The following is a 20,005-nucleotide window of genomic DNA, read 5'->3' as shown; positions in this document are numbered from 1 at the left end:
AAATAAGTGAACTTAGCTGTTTCTTTAACTATCAAGATATGGAGTCGGAAAGGAGCAACCTACAGCATGGATGCCACAAATGGATTTATTGTTCTGTTCTTGCTAGTGATCGCGTGGTTCTTCTATAAAAAATTTGCAAAAGTAAAAGGCTTAACCGAGCTTAACCATACAGTCTTCGCTGAGAAGCTGAAGGAAACGAAGCCTCATATGCTCATTGACGTTCGCGAGCCTCAGGAGTTTAAGAGCGGGCATATTGCAGGTGCCAAAAATATTCCGCTATCCCAGTTGGACCAGAGGCTATCTGAGATTCCAAAGGACAAAGCGTTATTTTTGTACTGCCAAAGTGGAATGAGAAGCAAGCAAGCTGCAGCAAAGCTAATGCGGAGCGGCTACGGAAGCCTTCATCATTTGCAGGGCGGATTCATGGCTTGGAACGGAAAGCGCATGAGCTAATAAGCGTGTAAGCCACTAAATCGCATATGCAGCCGTTGAATAGAAGTCCTTCTTTATCTTCATCGAGATAAGGAAGGGCTTCTTTTATTTTAATAGGGATAAGCTGCCCTTTCATGGTGAAATACGCAGCAGAAGCGACTTCCAGGGAATATGCGCAGGGCAATTTCTATGCGTCATAAAGTATAATATATAAAACTAAATGACATATATATATTGCAAAATGCGCGATATATCGTTATAATCAAAATCACTTAGAAGAAATAACCATGAGGGTGGCATGTGATATGAAATGGTTTAAACGAAACGCTGTTCAAGACGAACGCATCATGAATCTGAAAAATCAAATTGCGAAGGAAGCCTGGGTTCTGGTAATGATCATCTGCTGTATATCGGTCATTGTGAAGACGTTCTTTTTCACAGAGGGGCAGCCGGTATATACAGAACTCATTATCCTTATTGTGAATGGGGTATATTATGCGATTCGAAGTGTCAGCACAGGAGTATACGCTGACGAGGTTGAGGTGCACGATCAGACGCATCGCTTCTCCATGACGAAGAAGCAAATCTTGATCGGTCTTGCATCAGGCTTATTTCTTGCCTTGTTCTTTGGATTCCGCAGCGCATATCTTTATGGTGATGGAAGCGGGACACTTGAAGTAGAGTATTTCTTTATCGTTTTTTTCGCAAGTCTAATGATGTACATTCCTTTCTTTGTTGTGTTGACAGCCGTTAGTCACCTCGCGATGAATAGATTGAGCAAACGTCGTTCAGACAGCGATCTTGAAGATAGCGACCTCATTGAATAGGGATGAGAAAGGTACAGCACAATGAAAAATTTGAAGATGAAAATGGCGCGTGTGGAGAAGGATCTTTCTCAGGATGAGCTAGCGCGAATCGTTGGAGTATCCCGACAGACGATAGGTCTGATTGAGCTTGGTAAGTACAATCCCTCTCTCAGTCTATGTGTCGCGATATGTAAGGCATTAGGACGAACACTGGACGATCTGTTCTGGGAAGAGTAGTTCTTTTAAAAGTATGCAGGATGATGTGAGATCGCTGAGGAGTAATGGAGAGAGAAACAGCAGGACAGAAGAGATCAATACTTAAGGGGATGAATGATCGATGGCGAAGATGAACAGACGTAAGCTTACAGGGATCGTTGCAGCGGCTGTACTAGGTGTACAATTGTTTGCAAGTACAGCTCCGGTGTATGCGGCTGAGCTGAATCAGATGGGCGAGGCCGTGTCGCAGGTAGCGCGAACAACCAAGGAGGCGCTGGCCGATTGGGAGGCATGGACAAGGGATCATGCGTATCGTTTGGATACGATTATGCCTGTCGAAGGCAAGATCGAGAAAGAAAGCTTCAAGGATCTTGAGGTGCTTAAGCCGCTGCTGCATGATAAGCGCATCGTATTTCTCGGGGAGAGCTCTCATGGTGTTGCCGAGTTTAACCAGGCCAAGACGAGACTGATTCAATATCTTCATGAGGAAATGGGCTATAATGTGCTTGCCTTTGAAAGCGGGCTAAGCAATGCTTCGGTTGCTTACGGACAGGCAGCCAGCCAGAGTGCCGAACAGACGATGAAGGACTCGATCTTCGGCGTATGGTGGAGCAAGGAGATTCTCCCCTTGTTCGACTACTTGAAGGAGACCCAGGCCAGCGAGAAGCCGCTTATGTTGACCGGCTTTGATATGCAGCTCCAATTTCCACTTATGGATGGCAAATGGCTTAAGGATGAGAAGCTCGCCGAGCGCTTGAAACAAGCAGAAGAGAAGCTTGCTGACTATTCTGGAGGAACCGAGCTTGAGGCGTATCAAAATGAGAAAAACCGCCTGATTGGCGTCTACAAGGAAGCGCTGCGCGCACTCAAGGCGAAGGGAAGCGAGGAGCACATCCAAGCCTTGTATCCTTCTAATCCTAAGCTTGTGAAGCAGTTGGAGCGTAGTCTTCAGGATCGCATTCGTGTAGCAGACGAGTATGTCGAGCTCTCTATTAAGGCTAATCGCAGCTATGCAGAAGAAGATTACACGGCCTACGCCGAGACGTTCCTAGAGTCAATGGAATGGCGGGACCAAGCGATGCTTGATAACTTGATCTGGCTTGCGACTGAAGTGTACCCGAATGAGAAATTTATCGTATGGGCGCATAATGACCATATTCGCAAAGCACACAGTGAAGTAATGGGCTCTCCTTATCCAGTTAAGCTGATGGGAGAACGCCTTCCGGAAGAGTGGAAAAAGTACAGCTATGTGCTGGGATTGTATCCGGTAAGCGGCAAAACGTCCGATAACTCCGGGGCCGTGCACGATGTTCTTCCATTAGAAGAGGGATCGATAGAGTCCATTGTGTCCAAAGCAAGCAACTCGCCGTATACTTTTATTGACCTTAAATACCGTAGTAATGAGCGCGGCAATTCGTGGATGTTTGAGCCGCAGTATGCATACAGCTGGGGCATGATTCCTGAGAGTCTTGTTGCCCGTGATCAATATGATGGCCTGCTGTTGATTAAAGATGTGCACTCGCCGCAATATATTCGTGGAAACAAATAAGCAGTTAAGCCAGCAACAATCAAAGCAGATCGTTCACCTTATCAACAGGGAGCGGTCTGCTTTTTTGTTCGGGTTTTTATATAGGACATATGTAAATTTTGAATATCAATGATTCTGTCATATCATCCTGTGATATAATAACATTTCTGTATAGGAAGATTCATACAAATGGTAGATTCCTAAGTTCAAACAGAAGAAAGAGTGGTCAGCCTTGCAAGTGTTAAAGAGGTTTTTCTCGTATTACAAGCCTTACAAAGGTCTCTTTATTCTCGACTTTACCTGTGCCGTCATTGCAGGACTGCTAGAGCTTGCGTTCCCGGTCGCGATCAGCCGATTCATCGATGAATTGCTTCCGACGGGCAATTGGAAGTGGATCGTCCTTGCTTGTATCGGACTGTTAGCCATTTATGCGCTGAATACAGTTCTGAATTATATTGTTACGTATTGGGGACATATGCTTGGCATTAATATTGAAACGGATATGCGCAGAAAGCTGTTCTCGCATCTCCAGAAGCTGTCCTTCCGATTCTTCGACAATCAGAAGACGGGCCATCTGATCGGCAGAATCACGAACGATCTGAACAATATTGGCGAGATGGCGCACCATGGCCCAGAGGATATTTTTATCGCGGTCATGACGCTTGTAGGCTCCTTTGCGTTAATGGCGTCAATTAATCTGGAGCTTGCGCTGATTACCTTTATCATTGTTCCGCTGATGGCTGCTGTAGTCATCTTCTTTGGCGGTCGAATGACGAAGGCCTATAGACGCTTGTTCGGCGAAGTGGGCAATTTTAATGCTCGCATTGAGGACAACATCGGCGGTATTCGTGTTGTTCAATCGTTTGCGAACGAGAAGCATGAAGAGAAGCTGTTTGCGGTTGATAATCAAAATTACCGGAAGACAATGCTGTTAGCGTACAAGACGATGGCGAAGAGCATCTCGATCAGCTATATGATGATGCGCCTGATTACGATCTTCGTAATGGTTTGCGGCGCTTGGTTCTATATTGATGGAAGATTGGAGCTTGGGGAGTTCATGGCGTTCATTCTGCTGTCGAACATCTTCTTCCGTCCGATTGAAAAGATCAATGCGGTCATTGAAAGCTATCCAAAAGGTATTGCTGGCTTTAATCGATACATTGAAGTGATGGATACTGATCCAGAGATTCAGGATGTACCGGATGCCATCGAGGTTGATCATGTAAAAGGCAACATTCACTTTGATCACATCTCGTTTGGTTATGAGGAAGGACGCTCGATTTTAAGGGATATAAACCTGAATATTCGTGCCGGAGAAACGATCGCCTTTGTCGGCCCATCCGGGGCAGGGAAGACGACCATCTGCAGCTTGCTGCCTCGCTTCTACGATGTGAATGAAGGACGCATCACCGTTGATGGCATCGATATACGGGATATGAAGCTGGAGTCGCTTCGCAAGCATATCGGGATTGTACAGCAGGATGTGTTCCTTTTCTCTGGTACGATTCGGGAGAATATTGCATATGGCGATCTTGATGCGACTGATGAGCAGATCTGGGAAGCGGCAAGAAGAGCCTCACTCGCTGAGCATATTGAGAAGCTGCCAGAAGGCATGGACACGGTCATTGGCGAGCGCGGCGTGAAGCTGTCTGGAGGACAGAAGCAGCGGATGTCGATCGCCCGCATGTTCTTGAAGAATCCGCCGATCTTGATTCTAGATGAGGCGACTTCTGCACTGGATACGGAGACAGAGGCGGCGATCCAGGAATCCCTTGCCGAATTGTCTGTCGGCCGTACAACACTTGTCATTGCCCATCGTTTGTCTACGATTCGGAATGCAGACCGCATTATCGTTATGAACGAGCAAGGGATCGCGGAGCAGGGCAAGCATGACGAGCTTGTGGCGAAAGGCGGCGTATACAGCCGTTTGAATGCTATGCAGCCGGTGTAAAGACCTGCTTATTGTATCCTTGGGATCGAAAAGTGAGCTTTCAGACGATCAATCCCTATCGATTCCTGAAATTCCAGCACGTGAATATCAAAAAGGTCACCTTAATAAATATGAACATATGTTAATATAATGGTATTCTACCAAATGCTGAATGAAGGAGAGGATTACGTTTGATCGGAAGAAGTGGTAACCCTACACTAAGCGATAAAGTTTTTGAGCAGAATCAATCTCATTCTGAAGAACGGATGACCATTGGCGGAACGGTCAACAAATCATTTATGACCCTTGCGCTGCTTCTGGCAGGCGCTTCTGTCTCATGGTCCATGTACTTTCAGGGCTATGACGTCTTGATGTATGCGATTGGCGGAGCTGTTGCAGCGTTTGTCTTAGCGCTTATCGTCAGCTTTAAGCCAACAACGGCGCCTTATCTGGTACCGGTGTATGCTGTGCTGGAGGGGGTATTCTTAGGCTCGCTGTCCGCAACCTACGAGACCTTCCAAGGCGGCATTACACTGCAGGCAGCTTTGATTACCATCAGCATATTCTTAGGCCTGCTGCTCGCTTACAAGTCAGGTATGATCAAGGCGACAGAGAACTTCAAGCTCGGTGTCTTTGCCGCGACGGCGGGAATTGCCCTCGTGTATCTCATAAGCTTTGTCTTAAGCTTCTTTGGCATCACCGTTCCTTATCTGCATGAGAGTAGTCTCATTGGAATTGGGATCTCTGTCTTTATCGTCATTATCGCGGCTCTCAATCTGGTGCTCGACTTTGACTTTATTGAGAACGGCGCACAGCACGGGGCTCCTAAATATATGGAGTGGTACGGTGCATTTGGGTTGACTGTAACCTTGGTATGGCTGTATATCGAGGTGCTGCGTCTGCTTGCCAAGCTGGCTAGCCGGGACTAACTCGCATCATGGTGGAACAACAAAAGGACATCCTTATAGGGGATGTCCTTTTTATCATGGATTTCGTCTTTGATGACCAGACCAGCATCTGTTTGGTGATATATCTGGTTTTTAAACACGGTCGTTCATTATTAAAGGGTCTATAAAAAGACAGTATTACTTTTTCTTAGACGTGAAGTGCAAGTATAACGTGGCTCCAATTGCTCCCACTGTGCCGCAAATGATGTCCAGCATGGTATCATTCAGGCTGCCGTTCTGAGATCGGAGGCCGAATAGATGATCCACGGTGAACTCATAGATCTCCCATACGCCCGCCATCGCGATGGCAAACCAGAGCGAGAACCATGCTGCCAGCTGTGGCGGAATGCTCTCAGGGTCGCCATGACGCTTTGCTAGCCTTTCGAATAGGAACAAGCCGACAAAGGCAAGGATAACGCCAGAAAGTAGATGCTCAATCTTATCCAAATACGGGATCATGCCGTACATGCTGAACATGTTGGCGAACATCATGGTAAGTGCGATAAAGAGCAGCACCGAAAAGCGAAGGGCTGGAGGAAGCTCGCTTTTTGTTAATTTGATTAATCCGCGCAGCAGCAACAGTACAGCAATGATAAGCACTGCTTGAAAGCATTTCGGATTGTTTCCTTTAATCGCAAAATAGACAAGGGACACGCCGCAAATGACATAGAGTAGAAGCTCAATCAGATCGTTCCAGCGTTGTTTGTTGTTTGCTTGTGCCATATCTTCTCCTTTGTCCCAACAATAGCAGCATAAGCAAGAAGAGACGCTTGATGCCGCTTAACGTTGAACCCAATCTTTTTCAATCTATGCTTGTAGTATTAACACTTTCCATATGAATGTTACCCAGTCTCGTGAAGTAATTCCTTCGCCACAAGCTCCAATACATAAGTCTCCCGTTCAATGGACAGTCCCATGGACGCTTCCTTGTCTTTCATAACCTTTCGATTATGCGCAATCGCGTCATAGAGATTGATCCACACCGCAGACATGCCATTTAATGCCTCGTAATCTTCCATCTTAGCCTCTCCGAGCTCACGATCAATCTGGCATATATAGAAATAGGAGAGCATGTGAATGACATTGTGTTCGGGGTTATAATGGGGGCGGTACTCATCAATATAGCCGTACTCGCTTAGAATTTTAATATTTTTGGCCCCCGTCTCTTCTATAAGCTCCCGCTTTAATCCTGTAATCAGGTCTTCTTCAGGATCAACGCCGCCTCCTGGGAAGCTGTAGTCATTGTAGCGCGCTGTATATAAAAGCAGGATTTGACGGCCATCCAGCACAATGGCTCGTGCAGCCTTGCGCTCATAGATACGAATCTGTCCGCTGGGCGTATCGGGATGAACCATCTTGCGCAGCAATCTCATCCTGGCTTCACCTTCTTTCGTAGTAAAACGAACAAGTCTCTTCATCATATGTCTGTTTTCACAGGCTGTGCGCCTCGTTTCTATAGGAGCAGATAAAAGAAGTTGAAGCATTAGAACTCTAGTTAAGACGCATCTGTTGCACATATATACCGTTAGGTATTTGGCTAGTATGATCAAGTCGTGCCTTTTATGATAGCATAGGATCGATTTATTTACGAAAAGTACACATGTTACATGCTTCATATTCAAATGCGCGACGATCCCTTATACTTCCTCCAATGGAATGATTATGGGGTGATCAGGTGTCGAAGCGAGTAAAGCTCACTGGAAGAGTAGAGGATTTCAACGGCAATCCATTGGAAGGGGCGACGGTTAGACTTGATAATCATCGATTTACGCCCGTCGTTGAGGTTCTTACGGATGAGAAAGGCTGCTATGAGATCGAAGTAGAGCCAGGGCTGTATCATGATATTTTCATTTGCAAGGATTACGGTGTTCACAATCTGGAGTATTGGGCGTGGGACGTTCCTTTATTTGCTGATATGGTTGTCAATGCTAGAATCAATGGATTGGAGATCTATTCCTTCAGAGCGTTCCGCGTAAGGTGCGAATCGATGGTGTTCCTTCAACCATTTACGCCGTTAATAAAGTTCTGGAAAGTGCCGGCGAGGGTCGGCATATCTATGCATATCTCGTTCATGTCAGCCATGAACCGGGCTTGGATTATAACCAGTTTCATCGTATCGATATGACGCTGCATGATCACGTCACCAAGGAGTATGGCGAAGGCACAGTATTTTGGAAGGAGACGGAAGTGATTTAACCCTCTCGACCGAGAACATGTATTTTAATAGATGAGGCCGCATAGAGGAGAGCTTCCTCATAATGCGGCCTCATTGTTTAGGGATAAGTTCATTTCATTGCTTCCTAGTTTATACTACAGCTTAATCAAGCTGCCACTAGCACCGAGATAGGAGCTTAGACATCCTTGGAATAGGCTTTATTCACTAAATATGCCCCATCCAGATATAGACTGCCATGAGGCCAAATACCATAATGCCGAAGTTTACCGTGACGAATAAACATCGCAGTACCATGGAACGATGGAAGCGTGTTGGCAGGCTTGGTTCCTCGCGCCCCATGATGATGAAGATCAGGAGCAGGGTATGAACAATCGTATGGCCAACGACTTCGGTGAAGCCAAAGACAGAGGTCGTTAAAATAAATACACTCGTAAGCAATAAAGCGGAGAAGCGATTCATCAAGCCTACCATAAAGGCCCATGCCAGCCCCATTTCAATAAAAGCGCTAATGAGGACAAAGTCCTCCACGGTGAAGCCCAGCGTAGGGATTCCATATTCATGCATGAGGGAACAGGCAAGCTTCGCAATTGTCAGCTTCTCCATGGCAACCCAGGCGAGAGAGACGCCCATCCATACATACAGCACTGGCAAAGCCGTACGATTCCAAGGCCGATCGGATACGAACAGCACATAGATGATGCCAGGATAAAAGGCGTAGTCTAAGCTCAGAAATAATCCATAAGATAAAATCGCTTTAATATAAAGGACGGCAAGAGCTGCTCCACTCACAGGAAGAAGACGCTTATGAAACAGGCCTGCAATCGCGATTCCAAGAACAATATAGACCCACCATTCATTGGAGACCATCTTAGGAGCAAGGTAGGTGCCTGTAACAAGCTGCAGGGTCAACCCAATTCCAATCCCGATTCGAAACACTAATAGCTTATATCGCTTAAACTTATTAAGCGTGCTATGCACCTTTTGGACAACCGTGAACCTCTCCATCCAGTGTTGACCAATTGTAACGAGAAACAAAGCAAACATCGTAAAAAACAGCCAAAACCAAAAGGTAGGTGTAACAACTTTGCTAAATGGTTGGGGGCTCCAGTCATAATCTTCGGTAAACCATTTGACGTGCAGCATCCATTCCGTCCACTTATAGTGGATTCCATACATTAATCATCGCCTCCCAAGAGTTTGTTCATAGAGCGTATGTGTATTGAATAACTTGCCTGTTCCTTTCTCCATAACTGGACATGATAAAGAGTATAGGTGCTGCTGAGATGGTAGAATGTAAGCGGTTAAACTTGATTGGTAGAGATAGCGGTCAAACATAAGGTACAGGACCATGTGACGGTACGGCGGCCATACGAAAGTGTTTGATAGTCAAAGGATGATGGGTTTGTTAAGAGCTTGCAAACGCTTAGGGTGAAGGAGTCATGCATAAGTTGATAACATTGGGATAGGTGTGAAGGTCGCTGCCGATTCAAAGTCTATAGAGGTGAAAGGAGGAGGATAAACTAGACCTTGTGAGCATTGGGCCGAAATTCGGCAAAAAACGGGTATTTTCTTGCTGTGTGCTTATATTTATACCATATTCGAGCATATTTGTCATCAAAAGGTTTCAGGTGCGTTATGCTTGTCATGACCTGCACTGCTTAATATATGATGGGGAATCCTTTTCGATTACGGCTAATGAATAGAATCGGTCTTTGAATCTTGGAAAAAAGATTTCGTTTGTGCGTCCATGGTGCCTTTTTGTTACAATGGGGGGACTATGGCATAGCGAGGGGAAAACATGACGGAGAAGCTATATTATGAATCAGCTTACGCCAACGCGTGGACAAGCAAGGTTATGCGAGCTTATGAGCAGGATGGATCGCACTATGTGGTGCTGGATAGAACAGCATTTTATCCTCATGGCGGCGGACAGCCCTGTGATCAAGGCACCATCGAAGGCATTTCAGTTGTAGATGTGGTGCTAGACGGCGATGAAGTGATACATCAGGTGGAGTCTGTGCCAACTCAAGAAGAGGTTCACTGTGTGCTTGATTGGGAGCGCCGCTTCGACCATATGCAGCAGCATAGCGGCCAGCATCTGCTGTCAGCAGTGGCCTTACAGCTGCTTGGGGCAGAGACGTTGAGCTTTCATCTCGGAGAAGAGTATGCCACCATTGATCTTCAGCTCCCAACCTTATCTGGTGAGGAGATGTTGAAGCTTGAGCAGGAAGTGAATCAACAGATCATGGGCAACCTTGAGATCGTCAGCTACTTTGTGACAGAAGAACAGCTTCGTACGCTCCCGGTTGTAAAAATGCCGAAGGTGACCGAGTCCATTCGAATCGTGGAGATGAAAGGCGTGGAGTACAATCCTTGTGGAGGGACCCACGTTAGCCGTACTGGTGAGCTTGGACTGATGAAGCTACTGCGTGCAGAGAAGCAGAAGGGACATGTCCGGATTACGTTCAAGTGCGGGACCCGCGCGCTGCGAGATTATCAGGACAGCGTACATATCTTGGATGCCCTGGCTCAGCGCTTCAATACAGGTCATGGAGATATATGGGATCGTGTGGAAAAATGGGATCAGGAGACTCGGGCACAGAAGATGAAGCTGGACGCTGCCATGGAACGACTTGCAGCCTATGAAGCAGATGAGCTGGTGAAGAGCGGTGAAGGCGGTCTCCTCTATCAGCTGTATGAGGATAAGTCGATGCAGGAGCTTCAGCAGCTTGCGCTTAAAGTGACGGGTCTAGTGGATGACGTGGTGCTCTTAGGAAGTATGGAAGAACAGAAGGTTGTGCTTGCCCATAGCGGCGTGAACGAGTTATCCTGCGGAGGCTTCTTCAAAGAGCATCTGCAAAGCTACCAGGGCAGAGGCGGCGGACAGCCGAAGCTCGCTCAAGCTGGCTTCTCGACGAAGGAAGATCTTGTTTCGTTTTGCGAATTTGCGAAGCAGGCCATCCGTTCTTAAGGGGAAGAATACCCTCATTGAGTTTGAGTATATGAGGGGTTGAAGCGAACAGCCGCCGGATGGAAGATGCTAAGAACGACAGCCTCACGTTGGAGAACGTACCAGCGTGGGGCTTTATGTATTGTGCCTGACAGCAGGAGATTAACCCCTCCTGCAATGGGGTATGATTGAAGAGAAGGAGATGACAGCATGAGAGTAGGATTTATCGGGGCTGGCAACATGGCCAGTGCAATTATTCGAGGCGTAATCGCACAATCATTTATTGACGCGAAGCAGGTCTATGTAACCGATCACTCGCCTGATAAATTAAAGGCATTTACAGAGGAGACGGGCACCATCGCGTGTTGTTCGAGCGAAGAGCTGCTTGAACGAGTGGATGTGGTTGTCCTAGCGGTCAAACCACATCAATTCGAGGCACTGCTTCAGCCGCTTAAAGGTCTGATCCAATCCCGTCAGCCGCTGATTGTATCCATTGCAGCGGGGTTGACGCTTGAGCGTATACAGCAAATGATCGGGGAAGATGCACCTGTCGCAATCGTACGGGCGATGCCGAATGTCAATGCTTTAGTCGGCGCCAGCATGAGTGCTATAGCAGGGAATGCTGTGGCTACAAGAGAGCAGGTTCAATACCTCCTGGATATGTTTAATGCGATTGGGATGGCAATGGAGCTGGATGAGGATTCATTTAGCATATTCATTGGAATTGCAGGAAGCTCACCAGCGTATGCTTACCTCTTTATTGATGCGCTGGCTAGAGGGGCTTTGAAGGCAGGTATGTCAAAGGAAAAAGCGACACGCATCGCTGCGCAGGCGGTGCTGGGCAGTGCCAAAATGGTGCTGGAGAGCGAGGATGCGCCATGGGTGCTCATTGATAAAGTGTGCTCTCCAGGCGGAACGACGATCGCTGGGCTGTGCGCCTTAGAGGACGCAGGCTTTAGCTCAACGGTAATCAAGTGCGTGGATGCTACCATCGCAAAGGATCAGGAGATGCTTCATAACTAAAGGAATCCCGGAAGTGGGAATGCAATAAGGCAAAACCCCCATTCCTTTTGCAAAGGCGGAGTACGGTGTAACGATGGTTGCACCTACCTGCCTTTTTTGCGATAACGAGCAGGCTTTCGGCATAAGAGGCATCGCAGGTTCCCAAGCCCGCTGATCACGCGCACTTAAGGTCGTTCTGGCGTGGGGGATGTCGAACGGCTTCGAGCGAAAAAAAAGATAAGAAAATGTTGAGAACTTTTGTGGAATATATTGAGAAATTTCTCCGCTCATCATACACTAGACTTGTCTTCTAATCACTGCAACTAAACAGTGGCAGAGCCTGCTGACAAGGAGCATGCAGCGGGGAATCTCGATCCTTCGCATCCATCGCCTGTCATGTGGGGAAACAGCATAGAGGAGGTGACCGATAACAGGATCATCCAGGCTTCGAACGGCAATAAAGGGACGACTTTTTTGACCATTTGAATTGTCATAATGAGGAGGAATATGATGCGTGACGCAACGCTCTATCCAGAATCGAAAGCGCTTCCATTATCCAATAAACTAGCCGTGCGCTTTATGGCTACGCTGCTTGCCTTTTCTTTAATGCTGTCTTTGATGCCGAGCGCCGAAGCATCTTCGGGCATGACGGAATATGATGTGCTGCGAGCAAAGTGGCACACCTATCTGACTGGAGGAGATGCCTATGATCCGCTTGATCCGGACATTGCAGCCAACCTTGCGGCAAAGAGTCGTTCGGTCAGCAATCCCGAGTCTACCGGCATCTGGGATACGATGAACAAGCAGCCAGGACGCACGTACCTCTGGAGCGATCTTCAAAGCACTACCGCTTCGGACCAAGTTTCCACTCATTTTTCCCGCCTGAAGCAGATGGCCCTCGTCTATGCGACGCGTGGCTCAGCCTTATATCACAACGAACAATTAAAACAAGATATCATCAGCGCGTTGGATTGGGCGTATGCGAACCGATACAACGAGAACAAGACGGAGACAGGCAACTGGTGGGATTGGGAAATCGGGACGCCTCAGCTTGTGAATGATACGCTTGTGTTGATGTACGATCATTTAACTCCAAGTCAAATTGATCAATATATGAGAGCCATTGACCGCTTTGTGCCGAATCCAAGCAAGCGGACGATCAATGGCGTAACCGAGACGGGAGCCAATCTCCTCGACAAGTCGTTCGTTGTTGCCTTGAGAGGGATAATCGGACAGTCAAGTACCAAGATTACGCAAGGCCGAGATGCGATGGGACCGGCATTTTTATATGTCAAAACAGGGGATGGCTTCTATGAGGATGGCTCCTTCATCCAGCATACCAACATCGCTTATACAGGCGGCTACGGAGCTGTTCTCATTGGGCGAATTGCGGATATGTTCTATTTGCTGAAGGATTCCTCCTGGAATATTACGGACCCGAACGCCATGAATGTGTTCCGCTGGGTGCGTGAAGGCTTTGAGCCTTTGATTTACAAAGGAGCGATCATGGATAATTTGCGCGGCCGCGGCATTTCGCGTCAGAATACGAATGACCATACGTCAGGACGCGGCATTGTGCTTGCCATCCTGCGCCTGTCTGAAGGCGCGCCGGCTGCGGAGGCGCTGCATATCAAGCGGATGGTGAAAGAATGGATTGGCACGGATACGACATTCGTGAACTATTTTACCGGAGCAGGCATGTTTGAGATGATCTTGGGCAAGAACCTCATGAATGACGCCTCCATCATACCGCGTGGAGACCTTATCGGTCATTATGCTTTCCCTAGCATGGATCGGGTCGCCCATTATGGAGATCAGTTTGGATTCGGCATCAGCATGTTCTCCCCGCGCATCTCTTCCTTTGAATACGGCAACGGGGAAAATATTAAGGGCTGGCATACAGGCGTCGGCATGACCACGCTTTATAACAGCGATCTTCAGCAGTTTAGCGGTAACTACTGGGCAACAGCAGATATGTACCGTTTGCCTGGAACAACGACGGATGGCTCGGGAAGCGGTACGCCGGTTGCATGGAAGAGCTATATGAACCCAATGAGCTGGGTTGGCGGCTCTGCAATCGATCAGCTTTACGGTTCTGTCGGCATGCAATTCTCGAATGCTCAGAATACAGGCAGCACCCTGCAAGGGAAGAAGTCCTGGTTCCTGTTTGGCAACCGCGTCACAGCGCTTGGCACAGGAATCAAGAGCACGGACAATCGCCAGGTGGAGACGATTGTAGAGAACCGCAAGCTTAATGAAGCGGGAAACAATGTGCTTACTGTAAACGGCGCTGTGCAGCCTGCAAGCCTTGGCTGGTCACAGAAGCTTGATGGCGTGAGCTGGGCGCACCTTGCAGGTGCTGTGCCAGGCGCTGACATCGGTTATTATTTCCCGAACGCACCTAGCCTTAACATGAAGCGCGAAGCTCGTGCAGGAAGCTGGCAGCAGGTGAACACGGGCGGGGCGTCTGCTTCTGTTACGGATCCATACTTGAGCCTTGCCTTCGATCATGGCAAGTCGCCTACAGACGGTTCTTATGCTTATGTCCTGCTTCCAAATCAAAGCGCAGCTTCGACTGCCGGCTATGCAGCCAATCCTACCGTACAGGTCCTCGCTCAGAACGATGACGTGCATGCGATATTCGACACCGAGCATGCAGTGCTGGGAGCGAACTTCTGGAAGGATGAACAGAAGGCAGTATCGATGAATGGTGCTCCTATCCTGTCAAGCGACAAGAAGGCTTCCGTTACGATGAAGGAAAGCAATGGGGAGCTTCATATTGGCGTGTCAGACCCTACGCAGCTGAATAACGGCGAGATCCACCTCGAGATACATAAGCCTGCTGGCAGTGTGCTCGCCTTGGACCCGTCCATTACAGTAACGCAGCTTGCACCAACCATTAAGCTGACCGTAAGAACAAGCGCCACTTATGGTGTCGCCCAGACGGTGAAGCTGTCTATGGGGAATCCAACCGTCCCAGAGGCGCCGGTTCTTACTCAAGCCGAGCCTTCCGGCTCTAATATTGCGCTGACATGGACCCACAGCGCAGGGGCCTCCGGCTATCGCGTAAGCTACGGCACGGCATCAGGCAGCTATACAGAGATGATCGAGGCTTCAGCCGTCTCGCAGGAGAATAAACTGACGGTGACAGGACTTGCGCCTGGTCAAGTCTATTACTTCACCGTGAAGGCGTATAACGCCGCGGGAGAAAGTGCGGCGTCGAATGAGCGCTCGGCAACGCCTGCGCTTGCAGCGGTGCTCGACCCGACCCATGATGCCTATGTCCGCGACGGCACTTATGCAGCCCAGAACTTCGGCACCCAAACGAGCCTCGTGGTCAAAAATGACGGATCGGGCTATGCGCGCCAATCCTATCTCAAGTTCGACCTGTCTCAACTGTTGGGCACCGTGCAAAGCGCCAAGCTAAGGCTGACCTCGGTTGGAACGGGGACAACCGGCATCAACCATCAGGTGCTGCTCGTGGAAAGCGATACGTGGACCGAGTCAACCTTAACGTGGAATAATAAGCCTGCTGGCAGCACGGTGCTGGGCACCTTTGTCGCCCCTGCATCGGGCACCTCGGTTGAAGTGGACCTTACGAGCCAGGTCATCGCTTCCTTGACGGGTGACAAGCAGCTGTCATTGGTTGTCATATCGCCTGTAAACGCAGGCTCCAAGGGAGATGTCAGCTATGCTTCGAAGGAGCATGCGACGGCGGCCAGCAGACCTGCGCTTGAGATCCAGTTTCAAGCAGCGCCTTAAATAGGGGCATAAAGCTGCAACGGCCAATGCCTAAGGATTAGAATCTCTATAAGATATCAAAAAGTTAAAGCTTTGAGTTCAAGTCGTACTCCCAAAAGCCTGATCGTGTCCGAAAGACACGCTTAGGCTTTTTTTTCTTCCATATAAGAGTGAAAATGAATGGGCACGAATGGATAAACAATCGGAGTTTGCTTTATTGCGTCATTCCTTCAATGAGCCTACAATGGGATATAATAAGTCAACACAGACATACAGGAGAGGGGTGGATGAGATGATGCAGCCCATTATACCTGAAGTGCTTCAGGGGATGTTGGATGCAATGAAGGGCGAAGCCGTCTACCTGCACCTTGAGATGACGACAGGCGCATACGCCAATAAGCGGAATCAGTCGATGCTGACTGCCTCAGCCTTTATTACCAATGCCGCAATTCGTTACAGCCAAGGCTCTATTGCAGGCCAAGGACCGTATCGCATCGGTCTTAAGACAGAGACAGGCTGGGTATATGCCCAAGGGCTTACCCATTGGGAAGAGCAGGAGAAGGATCGGATCATTGCAGCAGGACATGATGATGAAGGCAAGCTTGTTGTCGCTTTTCAATTGTCCAAGGAACCATTCTAAGCAGGAACAGCCTGCACAGTAGAGGAGAACAACATGGAACACGAACGCATTCTAGTCGTGCTGCCTCATCCTGACGACGAAGGGATCATCGCAGGGACACTCATTCAGCATGTAGAAGAGGGAGCACAGATCACGTATATATGTTTAACCTTAGGGGAAATGGGACGCAATCTTGGCATGCCTCCATTCGCCAATCGAGTGACGCTGCCAGAGATCCGCAGACAAGAGCTCCACGAATGCTGCAACGTTATCGGTATCCAGCATGTAGAAAGCTGGGGGCTGATGGATAAGACGGTAGAGTTTGAGGATCAAGAGCTGTGGATCAGCCGAATCGTGGATAAGATCAAGCAATGTCGTCCATCGCTGATTTTCACTTTTTATCCAGGCCACGGCGTGCATCCTGATCATGACGCAGCCGGTCGCATGACGATCGAAGCAGTGAAGCGCCTGACTCAGAGCGAGCGTCCAATTGTGCAGTGCATTGCTATGACGAAGCATAGTGTGGATATGCTTGGCGCTCCAGATATCGTGCATGATGTTAGCGATGTTGTAGAGCGCAAAATTCGTGCGATTCAGTCTCATAAAAGCCAGTTTCAGCTGCTGATAGGCAATGGCTCGTTTGACGATCCGAAGCGGCTTGCTCATTACCGTACCGAGCGATTGTGGACATATCGCTTTGAAGGTTAGTCCTTATAGGACTCTAGGCTTGAATATGCCTCGTATTTTATATATGAAAAGTCACAGAAGGTCTGCTTCGATGGAAGCAGACCTTCTTTTGTTCACAAAATGTCCATTGTGTGGGTATCGAACTGATAACCATTATCACTTTTTTGGCGAAAATCCATTGACAGGGTTCCAACACACGGTATAATCATAGTAGTCATTATAAATGATAATCAATCTCAATACCGACATCCGGAAGCATCAGGATGGGGTTATCCTAACAGCGGGAGTTTGTCATGAAGAAACGGTACTTGGTCATAGCGCTCATCTTGCTATCTTTTATCTCCGTCTTTGTCGGAGTGAAGGATATCAGCCCGCTAGACGTATTTCGACTAACAGAAGATCAACTGGATATTCTGATCATTAGCCGTGTGCCGAGGCTCGTGAGCCTGCTAATTGCAGGAGTGAGCATGAGCATATGCGGATTGATCATGCAGCAGCTGAGCCACAACAAGTTCGTATCGCCAACAACGGCGGGCACGATGGATTCAGCTAGATTCGGAATCCTTATCTCAATGCTTCTTTTTGCGAATGCATCCCCGATTCAGAAGATGCTGGTCGCTTTTGCGTTTGCATTGTTAGGCACCCTGATCTTTATGAAAATTTTGGATAAGATCAAGTTCAAGGATGCGATCTTTATACCGCTAGTCGGACTTATGTTTGGTAACATCATTAGTTCCATATCTACCTTTTTTGCTTATAAATATGATTTGATTCAGAATATGTCCGCATGGCTGCAGGGCGATTTCTCTTCGATTATGAAGGGGCGCTACGAGCTGATGTACATCAGCATTCCGCTGATTATTATCGCGTATCTGTATGCCAACAAGTTTACCATCGCGGGCATGGGTGAGGACTTCGCTAAGAATCTAGGCTTGAATTATAAGCTTGTCGTTAACATCGGGCTTGTCATTGTAGCTTTGATCACCGCATCGGTTATCCTGACCGTCGGCACGATTCCGTTTCTTGGCTTGATCATCCCTAACATCGTAAGTCTCTATCAGGGCGATCATTTGAAGAACACCCTATCTCACACGGCCTTGTTAGGTGCAGTGTTTGTGCTATTTTGCGATATTCTTGGGCGCGTCGTCATCTACCCGTATGAGATATCGATCAGCTTGACCGTCGGTGTCATCGGCAGCGCAATTTTCTTGTACTTACTATTGAGGAGAAGAAAGGCATATGACTTATAAGTCCAAGACAGCAATTCTCGCGGCGCTAGCCTTGATCCTGATTGGTATCTTTATGTTTATTAACGTAGGCAGCAACTGGGAATACGTCCTCGAGAAGAGAGGGATAAAGGTATTTGCCATCGTTCTGACAGGCAGCGCGATCGCATTTTCGACCATTATCTTCCAAACGATCACCAACAACCGCATATTAACCCCAAGTATTCTTGGCTTGGATTCCTTATATATGTTGATTCAGACCTTCGTCATCTTTGTCTTTGGATCAACTTCGGTAGGAGCGCTTGATCGCAACTTGAACTTCTTGATCTCTGTAGGCGGAATGCTCATTTTTTCTGCGATATTATACAAGATCATGTTCAAGCAGCAGGGGCAGAGCATCTATTTCTTGCTCTTAATCGGTCTTATCTTTGGAACGATGTTCGGAACAATGTCCACCTTCTTGCAGGTGCTTATTGATCCAAACGAGTTTCAGATCGTATCCGATCGCATGTTTGCGAGCTTCAACAATATCAATACAGATGTGTTGACGCTATCCGTTATTGGGTTTGCAGCCGTCACGATTTACTTCCTGCGATTTGCGAAGTATCTTGATGTATTGGCGCTCGGTCGTGACCAGGCGGTCAATCTAGGCGTTCCCTATGATGCAGTTGTGAAGCGGCTGCTCATCATTGTTACGATTCTTATTTCCATCGCTACGGCTCTTGCCGGACCGATTACGTTCCTTGGACTTCTCGTAGCGAACGTCGCGTATCAGTATATGAATACCTATCGTCATAAGTTCTTGATTCTAGGTTCCATGTTAATCAGTATTATCGCCTTAATAGGCGGGCAATTGCTCGTAGAGCGAGTGTTCACCTTTTCGACGACTCTAAGCGTGATCGTCAACTTTATCGGAGGCGTGTACTTTATCTATCTACTGTTAAAGGAGAATAAGTCATGGTAGAAGTGGTTAAAGTATCGAAGCGTTATGGACAAAAGAATGTTGTAGATAAAGTGTCGGTTAAGATTGCAAAGGGAAAGATTACGTCTTTCATTGGGCCAAACGGCGCTGGAAAGAGTACGCTTCTCTCGATGATCAGTCGTCTCATTTCGAAGGATACAGGGGAAGTGTTGATCGATGGCTTGGAGATTGGGGCAAGCAAGAGCAATGAGCTTGCAAAGAAAATATCCATCCTGAAGCAGTCGAACCATATCAATCTTCGTCTTACGGTTCGAGAACTCGTATCTTTTGGACGATTCCCTTACTCTCAAGGTCGCCTTACAGCGGAAGATTGGGCGTTTGTGGATGAAGCTATCAAGTATATGAACCTTGAAGAGATGCAGGACAAATACTTAAGCCAGCTGAGCGGCGGCCAGAAGCAGCGTGCTTACATTGCTATGGTTATCGCGCAGAATACCGAATACATTTTGCTTGATGAACCGCTTAATAACCTGGACATGAAGCATTCCGTTCAAATCATGAAGACGCTTCGCCGTCTCGTGGATGAGCTGGGTAAGACGGTTATTATCGTCATTCACGACATTAACTTTGCTTCCGTATATTCCGACTACATCGTGGCTCTGAAAGATGGAGCGGTGGTGAAGGAAGGAACGAAGGACGAGATCATCAATAGCGATGTTCTTAAAGAGATCTACGACATGGATATCGGCATTCAGGATATTAACTGCAACCGCATTTGTGTGTATTTCTCTTAATCCATTTCATTTTGTTAGCACATTTCATA

At 47.7% G+C, this 20,005-nt stretch carries 18 protein-coding genes; 15 read left to right on the top strand and 3 right to left on the bottom strand.

Annotated elements, in window-relative coordinates; translation table 11 throughout:
* Positions 1-66 precede the first annotated feature (66 nt).
* From I2H74_RS20680 to I2H74_RS20655, 6 genes are all read left to right on the top strand, one after another.
* Positions 67-453, top strand: a complete 387-nt coding sequence (locus tag I2H74_RS20680) for a rhodanese-like domain-containing protein (protein WP_195576137.1) — start codon at positions 67-69, stop codon at positions 451-453.
* 284 nt (positions 454-737) lie between these two features.
* Positions 738-1,259, top strand: coding sequence for a DUF6773 family protein (locus I2H74_RS20675; RefSeq protein WP_195576136.1), 522 nt, complete (start codon positions 738-740; stop codon positions 1,257-1,259).
* A 21-nt stretch (positions 1,260-1,280) separates the two neighbouring features.
* Positions 1,281-1,475: a helix-turn-helix transcriptional regulator gene (locus tag I2H74_RS20670; RefSeq protein WP_195576135.1), complete on the top strand. Its 195-nt coding sequence runs from the start codon at positions 1,281-1,283 to the stop codon at positions 1,473-1,475.
* A 100-nt stretch (positions 1,476-1,575) separates the two neighbouring features.
* Positions 1,576-3,003: an erythromycin esterase family protein gene (locus I2H74_RS20665; protein ID WP_195576134.1), complete on the top strand. Its 1,428-nt coding sequence runs from the start codon at positions 1,576-1,578 to the stop codon at positions 3,001-3,003.
* 217 nt (positions 3,004-3,220) lie between these two features.
* Entirely contained in the window at positions 3,221-4,933 is a 1,713-nt protein-coding gene (locus tag I2H74_RS20660; RefSeq protein ID WP_195576133.1) for an ABC transporter ATP-binding protein, read from the top strand.
* A 170-nt stretch (positions 4,934-5,103) separates the two neighbouring features.
* Positions 5,104-5,841, top strand: coding sequence for a Bax inhibitor-1/YccA family membrane protein (locus I2H74_RS20655; RefSeq protein ID WP_195576132.1), 738 nt, complete (start codon positions 5,104-5,106; stop codon positions 5,839-5,841).
* Positions 5,842-5,997: 156 nt separating this feature from the next.
* Here I2H74_RS20655 and I2H74_RS20650 read toward each other — a convergent pair whose 3' ends face one another.
* Positions 5,998-6,582, bottom strand: coding sequence for a hypothetical protein (locus I2H74_RS20650; protein WP_195576131.1), 585 nt, complete (start codon positions 6,580-6,582; stop codon positions 5,998-6,000).
* Between the two features lie 119 nt (positions 6,583-6,701).
* A complete protein-coding gene (locus I2H74_RS20645; protein WP_195576130.1) occupies positions 6,702-7,232 on the bottom strand; it encodes an NUDIX domain-containing protein in 531 nt (176 codons plus the stop codon).
* Between the two features lie 302 nt (positions 7,233-7,534).
* Between I2H74_RS20645 and I2H74_RS20640 the strand changes: the two genes are divergently transcribed.
* Positions 7,535-7,984 carry a carboxypeptidase-like regulatory domain-containing protein gene (locus I2H74_RS20640; RefSeq protein WP_195576129.1) on the top strand — a complete coding sequence of 150 codons (450 nt, stop codon included), beginning with the start codon at positions 7,535-7,537 and terminating at the stop codon, positions 7,982-7,984.
* Between the two features lie 255 nt (positions 7,985-8,239).
* Here I2H74_RS20640 and I2H74_RS20635 read toward each other — a convergent pair whose 3' ends face one another.
* The gene (locus I2H74_RS20635; RefSeq protein ID WP_195576128.1) at positions 8,240-9,211 is read right to left on the bottom strand and encodes a hypothetical protein; all 972 of its coding nucleotides are present in this window, start codon (positions 9,209-9,211) and stop codon (positions 8,240-8,242) included.
* Between the two features lie 622 nt (positions 9,212-9,833).
* On the opposite strand from I2H74_RS20635, the gene I2H74_RS20630 reads away from it, so the two are divergent.
* The 8 genes from I2H74_RS20630 (at position 9,834) to I2H74_RS20590 (ending at position 19,976) form a co-directional block, all read left to right on the top strand.
* Positions 9,834-11,006 carry an alanyl-tRNA editing protein gene (locus tag I2H74_RS20630; RefSeq protein ID WP_195576127.1) on the top strand — a complete coding sequence of 391 codons (1,173 nt, stop codon included), beginning with the start codon at positions 9,834-9,836 and terminating at the stop codon, positions 11,004-11,006.
* A gap of 189 nt (positions 11,007-11,195) precedes the next feature.
* Complete coding sequence (gene proC, locus I2H74_RS20625; protein WP_195576126.1) at positions 11,196-12,008, top strand: pyrroline-5-carboxylate reductase; 813 nt, start codon at positions 11,196-11,198, stop codon at positions 12,006-12,008.
* Positions 12,009-12,494: 486 nt separating this feature from the next.
* The gene (locus I2H74_RS20615) at positions 12,495-15,749 is read left to right on the top strand and encodes a polysaccharide lyase family 8 super-sandwich domain-containing protein (protein WP_195576124.1); all 3,255 of its coding nucleotides are present in this window, start codon (positions 12,495-12,497) and stop codon (positions 15,747-15,749) included.
* Positions 15,750-16,023: 274 nt separating this feature from the next.
* Positions 16,024-16,368 (top strand): YojF family protein, encoded by a 345-nt coding sequence (locus tag I2H74_RS20610; RefSeq protein WP_195576154.1) that lies wholly within the window; start codon positions 16,024-16,026, stop codon positions 16,366-16,368.
* A 33-nt stretch (positions 16,369-16,401) separates the two neighbouring features.
* The gene (gene bshB2 / locus I2H74_RS20605) at positions 16,402-17,055 is read left to right on the top strand and encodes a bacillithiol biosynthesis deacetylase BshB2 (protein WP_195576123.1); all 654 of its coding nucleotides are present in this window, start codon (positions 16,402-16,404) and stop codon (positions 17,053-17,055) included.
* A gap of 272 nt (positions 17,056-17,327) precedes the next feature.
* A complete protein-coding gene (locus tag I2H74_RS20600; protein WP_195576122.1) occupies positions 17,328-18,284 on the top strand; it encodes an ABC transporter permease in 957 nt (318 codons plus the stop codon).
* The gene (locus I2H74_RS20595) at positions 18,274-19,224 is read left to right on the top strand and encodes an iron chelate uptake ABC transporter family permease subunit (RefSeq protein ID WP_195576121.1); all 951 of its coding nucleotides are present in this window, start codon (positions 18,274-18,276) and stop codon (positions 19,222-19,224) included. The genes I2H74_RS20600 and I2H74_RS20595 overlap by 11 nt, the downstream gene beginning before the upstream one ends.
* Complete coding sequence (locus I2H74_RS20590; RefSeq protein ID WP_195576120.1) at positions 19,218-19,976, top strand: ABC transporter ATP-binding protein; 759 nt, start codon at positions 19,218-19,220, stop codon at positions 19,974-19,976. Before I2H74_RS20595 ends, I2H74_RS20590 begins: the two co-directional genes overlap by 7 nt.
* Positions 19,977-20,005: the final 29 nt, after the last annotated feature.

Source organism: Paenibacillus sp. 1001270B_150601_E10 (genome assembly GCF_015558675.1).
In the GTDB taxonomy this organism is placed as follows: Bacteria; Bacillota; Bacilli; order Paenibacillales; family Paenibacillaceae; genus Paenibacillus_B.
The sequence above is the reverse complement of the archived record's forward strand: the minus strand, read 5'-3'. Positions and strand labels throughout refer to the sequence as shown.

Excerpts from the sequence above, each read along its gene's own strand:
- I2H74_RS20675 (WP_195576136.1), top strand. The coding sequence starts at position 738 with ATGAAATGGTTTAAACGAAACGCTGTTCAAGACGAACGCATCATGAAT.
- I2H74_RS20680 (WP_195576137.1), top strand. The coding sequence starts at position 67 with ATGGATGCCACAAATGGATTTATTGTTCTGTTCTTGCTAGTGATCGCG.
- I2H74_RS20600 (WP_195576122.1), top strand. The coding sequence starts at position 17,328 with ATGAAGAAACGGTACTTGGTCATAGCGCTCATCTTGCTATCTTTTATC.
- I2H74_RS20590 (WP_195576120.1), top strand. The coding sequence starts at position 19,218 with ATGGTAGAAGTGGTTAAAGTATCGAAGCGTTATGGACAAAAGAATGTT.
- I2H74_RS20665 (WP_195576134.1), top strand. The coding sequence starts at position 1,576 with ATGGCGAAGATGAACAGACGTAAGCTTACAGGGATCGTTGCAGCGGCT.
- proC (WP_195576126.1), top strand. The coding sequence starts at position 11,196 with ATGAGAGTAGGATTTATCGGGGCTGGCAACATGGCCAGTGCAATTATT.
- I2H74_RS20670 (WP_195576135.1), top strand. The coding sequence starts at position 1,281 with ATGAAAAATTTGAAGATGAAAATGGCGCGTGTGGAGAAGGATCTTTCT.
- I2H74_RS20615 (WP_195576124.1), top strand. The coding sequence starts at position 12,495 with ATGATGCGTGACGCAACGCTCTATCCAGAATCGAAAGCGCTTCCATTA.
- I2H74_RS20645 (WP_195576130.1), bottom strand. The coding sequence starts at position 7,232 with ATGAGATTGCTGCGCAAGATGGTTCATCCCGATACGCCCAGCGGACAG.
- I2H74_RS20635 (WP_195576128.1), bottom strand. The coding sequence starts at position 9,211 with ATGTATGGAATCCACTATAAGTGGACGGAATGGATGCTGCACGTCAAA.
- I2H74_RS20650 (WP_195576131.1), bottom strand. The coding sequence starts at position 6,582 with ATGGCACAAGCAAACAACAAACAACGCTGGAACGATCTGATTGAGCTT.
- I2H74_RS20630 (WP_195576127.1), top strand. The coding sequence starts at position 9,834 with ATGACGGAGAAGCTATATTATGAATCAGCTTACGCCAACGCGTGGACA.
- bshB2 (WP_195576123.1), top strand. The coding sequence starts at position 16,402 with ATGGAACACGAACGCATTCTAGTCGTGCTGCCTCATCCTGACGACGAA.
- I2H74_RS20595 (WP_195576121.1), top strand. The coding sequence starts at position 18,274 with ATGACTTATAAGTCCAAGACAGCAATTCTCGCGGCGCTAGCCTTGATC.
- I2H74_RS20610 (WP_195576154.1), top strand. The coding sequence starts at position 16,024 with ATGCAGCCCATTATACCTGAAGTGCTTCAGGGGATGTTGGATGCAATG.